Genomic DNA, 2,769 nt, shown 5'->3' with positions numbered 1-2,769 from the left:
GTATTAGACAGTCACAATAATAGCTAATGAAGGCTACATATTTTCTCCCATCACTTTTGCCAACCACAAAATTGTTGTAATATTCCGTCTCTTTTTATATCGGGGGTTTTTTGCCTGATGTAGCATCCCCCTTTTCCCCGTCGTTTCTGAAATCTTTGGTCGGGAATCCAGATATTCTTAAAAACCATGGACCCCTGATAGAACCATTCAGGGGCAGGCTAAAAGCGGCTTAAAGATTGCCGGGGTGACGAACAAGAAGGAGGTTTATAAGGGGGAATTCTTTCCCCCTTATACTGAGGAAGACGCTTTTTCTTCCTTAGTAGCCTTTCATTCTCACATTTTTTAATCTTTTTCTTTTTTACTTACGCCGTAGGCTGTTCTTTTCTTTTTTGGGGGTTATGAGGGGGTGAAACCCCCTCATAGTTGATTCACTCTCACCCTGACCCTCTCCCGAGAAGGGTGAGGAGAGAGGGAAGGGAATTCAAGGGCGAAGGAGAAAAAAGAATTCCTCTCGCAAGAAGTAGGAAGAAAAAACACTGGAAGAGATTCCATTGCTGTGATTTTTGCGGTTAACTATATTTCCTTCAGCAAAGTAATCTATTTATTGATTCTTGAACTTAAGATACCTGTGGAAAACAAAACACTTTGTGATAGAATTAAAAAGAAAGGTTTTTGATAATTCTGTGGTTGTTCAGGGGTTACTCAAAGAGATGTATGCAATCACTGGTGAAAGAGTATGAAGTATGACAAAATTCCAAAGGAATATCTCTTAGAAGCTTCGTCTGCGCTTGGTGCCCTGCGAAAGAAACTCCGCTGGAAGTCTGGAAAAGATATTCAACATCTGGAGAAAAGGAAAGCGATGGGTCATCTGCCTGGACATTCCTTGTTAGAGGATTACAACACCTTGATTTATGAGCTGATTGAAGATGATGATAATATAGTCTATCTATACGAATTCGGAGTGAAACGATATTATGCTGTAAGAGGTAAGGTTCACAAAGTTGACTGGATTGTCATTTTCAGCAAGGATGGGATAATGGAGACGGCATTTCCTCCCCGGGGTATTGATGATTATATAGAAAAAAGAGGATTCAAATTGGTGGGAAAGATAAGGGAGGTATTAGAAAGATAAGGGAGGTATTAAGATGAAAGAAAGAGGAAAGTTGCTAAAGGATTATGTGCTTGGCGTGCAACATCCTGAGGTAAGCGGCTTTGAGGTCTTGGAGCTACTCGATATCCGTAGCCAAATTGCGGAATTGGAGGCTGAGTTAACCGAAGAGGAAAAGAAAAGGCTTGAGGAAGCAGATAGTGTCTTTCTCAAAAACGCAAGTGGTTTTTATGAGAGTCTATCCCAGGTTGTAGATCTTGCTGAGGCGAGGCAGCGAGTAAAAGCTTCTCCCTCTCATTGGTGGTGGTATTTAGAAAAGCTTGTCCAGGTTGAGAAAAGAGGACAGGCTACTGCAGTTTGACATAGCCCCTTTGATTATTATAATTAAGATAGAAAAATTCCACGGCTCTCAAAATTTTAGTTAAGCTATATGCTTAATTTCCTGAGTTGGTAGAGTATGGGGAAAAAGGGAGGTCTCCTTTAAGGGAGGTGATAAAAATGCCTAAGGTATCTACAGATATACCTGATGATTTGTATGAAAAAATCGAAGAAGAGGTACGGCTTGGTATATTTAATGATATATCGGAGGCGATAAATGCTGCTCTCAGGAAAGCATATGCTGAGAAAAGTAGATCATATCTAAGATGGCTGGCAAAAAAAGAGGGCATATCTGAGGATTCAATGGTTGAAGAACTTAAAAAAATAAGAGAATGAGATATAAAGTATTTCTGGATACCAACATTCTTTTATCAGGTATTTTCTTTGAAGGTAACGAGGCTAAGTTGCTGAATGTTATGGAGATTGACCTAATAACAAGTGAGGATGTAGTTCGTGAGCTAAAAATATCTTCTCTTTTTATTCCAGCTTGACGGCAGGCAAATTACCCTTAATGTCGAACCTTTTATCCTCTCATGATTCGGCAGGGTTAGAGGAGTTTTAGTGCCGTCTGGATTTTCTCTCACCATTGAAATATGTTCTCCCATCCTGACTATTCTGAATCCGAGACTTTCTAATGTTTTTATGACTTTTCTCCTGGGGGCATCTCTGGGGAATCTCATCACACGGCCACTTCTGCAACAAAGGTTTCTATAATCTCCTCGGTTTCAAAAATCTCCATCCCGAAGGTTTCCATGTGAAACTGGATAGCTGATTTCACATCCGCCAGTGCCTCCTCATAAGTATCACCTTCGCCACCCACTACACCTTTTAACCCCAAAGGGTATGCTACATATCCCTCAGGGTGCTTTTCAATTATTATTTTCAACTGTCGCATTTTTTTCTCACCTCACTTCATTTGAAAGTGTTTTTACTATCTGCTGTTATGCGCTCTGCTCTTTCTTAATGCTCATATAATGACATACACGCAAGCAAAAGATCAGAAGAAAGGACCCAATATCCCCTAAAACTGCTATTGCAAGCACTGAGGGAGATGCTCTTTCTTCCCCCGCCGTCATTCCTGAAATTTAGGCGGGAATCCAAATATTCTTAAAAACCATGGACCCCGGCTTAAAGATTGCCGGGGTGACGAAGAGGTGGGAATCCAAAGGCTTTTACCGAGAGAGGACGAGTTACCAAGGCTATGCCAAATGGCGTTATTGGAAAAAAGCGAGGAGGCATAGCAGCTGCATATAAAAAATCACCCCACCGCGGTGGGTGGGGTG

General features: G+C 41.1%; 6 protein-coding genes. 4 read left to right on the top strand and 2 right to left on the bottom strand.

Annotated elements, in window-relative coordinates:
- Positions 1-736 precede the first annotated feature (736 nt).
- The 4 genes from GXZ17_RS08390 (at position 737) to GXZ17_RS08375 (ending at position 1,977) form a co-directional block, all read left to right on the top strand.
- Positions 737-1,132 (top strand): hypothetical protein, encoded by a 396-nt coding sequence (locus GXZ17_RS08390; RefSeq protein ID WP_409376837.1) that lies wholly within the window; start codon positions 737-739, stop codon positions 1,130-1,132.
- A gap of 13 nt (positions 1,133-1,145) precedes the next feature.
- Positions 1,146-1,469 (top strand): hypothetical protein, encoded by a 324-nt coding sequence (locus GXZ17_RS08385; protein WP_409376836.1) that lies wholly within the window; start codon positions 1,146-1,148, stop codon positions 1,467-1,469.
- Positions 1,470-1,606: 137 nt separating this feature from the next.
- The gene (locus tag GXZ17_RS08380; protein WP_409376835.1) at positions 1,607-1,822 is read left to right on the top strand and encodes a hypothetical protein; all 216 of its coding nucleotides are present in this window, start codon (positions 1,607-1,609) and stop codon (positions 1,820-1,822) included.
- Complete coding sequence (locus tag GXZ17_RS08375; protein ID WP_409376838.1) at positions 1,819-1,977, top strand: hypothetical protein; 159 nt, start codon at positions 1,819-1,821, stop codon at positions 1,975-1,977. The genes GXZ17_RS08380 and GXZ17_RS08375 overlap by 4 nt, the downstream gene beginning before the upstream one ends.
- Here GXZ17_RS08375 and GXZ17_RS08370 read toward each other — a convergent pair.
- Both GXZ17_RS08370 and GXZ17_RS08365 read right to left on the bottom strand, forming a co-directional pair.
- A complete protein-coding gene (locus GXZ17_RS08370; RefSeq protein ID WP_409376834.1) occupies positions 1,945-2,166 on the bottom strand; it encodes a type II toxin-antitoxin system HicA family toxin in 222 nt (73 codons plus the stop codon). The two genes, GXZ17_RS08375 and GXZ17_RS08370, sit on opposite strands and share 33 nt — an antisense overlap.
- The gene (locus GXZ17_RS08365; protein ID WP_409376833.1) at positions 2,166-2,381 is read right to left on the bottom strand and encodes a type II toxin-antitoxin system HicB family antitoxin; all 216 of its coding nucleotides are present in this window, start codon (positions 2,379-2,381) and stop codon (positions 2,166-2,168) included. Before GXZ17_RS08365 ends, GXZ17_RS08370 begins: the two co-directional genes overlap by 1 nt.
- Positions 2,382-2,769: the final 388 nt, after the last annotated feature.

Source organism: Candidatus Sordicultor fermentans, assembly GCF_012728195.1.
GTDB classification, from domain to species: domain Bacteria; phylum Atribacterota; class Atribacteria; order Atribacterales; family Caldatribacteriaceae; genus Sordicultor; species Sordicultor fermentans.
This window is presented reverse-complemented; position numbering and strand designations above follow the sequence as displayed.

What these genes read in the sequence shown, in the direction of transcription:
- GXZ17_RS08390 (WP_409376837.1), top strand. Translation starts at nt 737, where the DNA reads ATGAAGTATGACAAAATTCCAAAGGAATATCTCTTAGAAGCTTCGTCT.
- GXZ17_RS08385 (WP_409376836.1), top strand. Translation starts at nt 1,146, where the DNA reads ATGAAAGAAAGAGGAAAGTTGCTAAAGGATTATGTGCTTGGCGTGCAA.
- GXZ17_RS08380 (WP_409376835.1), top strand. Translation starts at nt 1,607, where the DNA reads ATGCCTAAGGTATCTACAGATATACCTGATGATTTGTATGAAAAAATC.
- GXZ17_RS08375 (WP_409376838.1), top strand. Translation starts at nt 1,819, where the DNA reads ATGAGATATAAAGTATTTCTGGATACCAACATTCTTTTATCAGGTATT.
- GXZ17_RS08370 (WP_409376834.1), bottom strand. Translation starts at nt 2,166, where the DNA reads ATGAGATTCCCCAGAGATGCCCCCAGGAGAAAAGTCATAAAAACATTA.
- GXZ17_RS08365 (WP_409376833.1), bottom strand. Translation starts at nt 2,381, where the DNA reads ATGCGACAGTTGAAAATAATAATTGAAAAGCACCCTGAGGGATATGTA.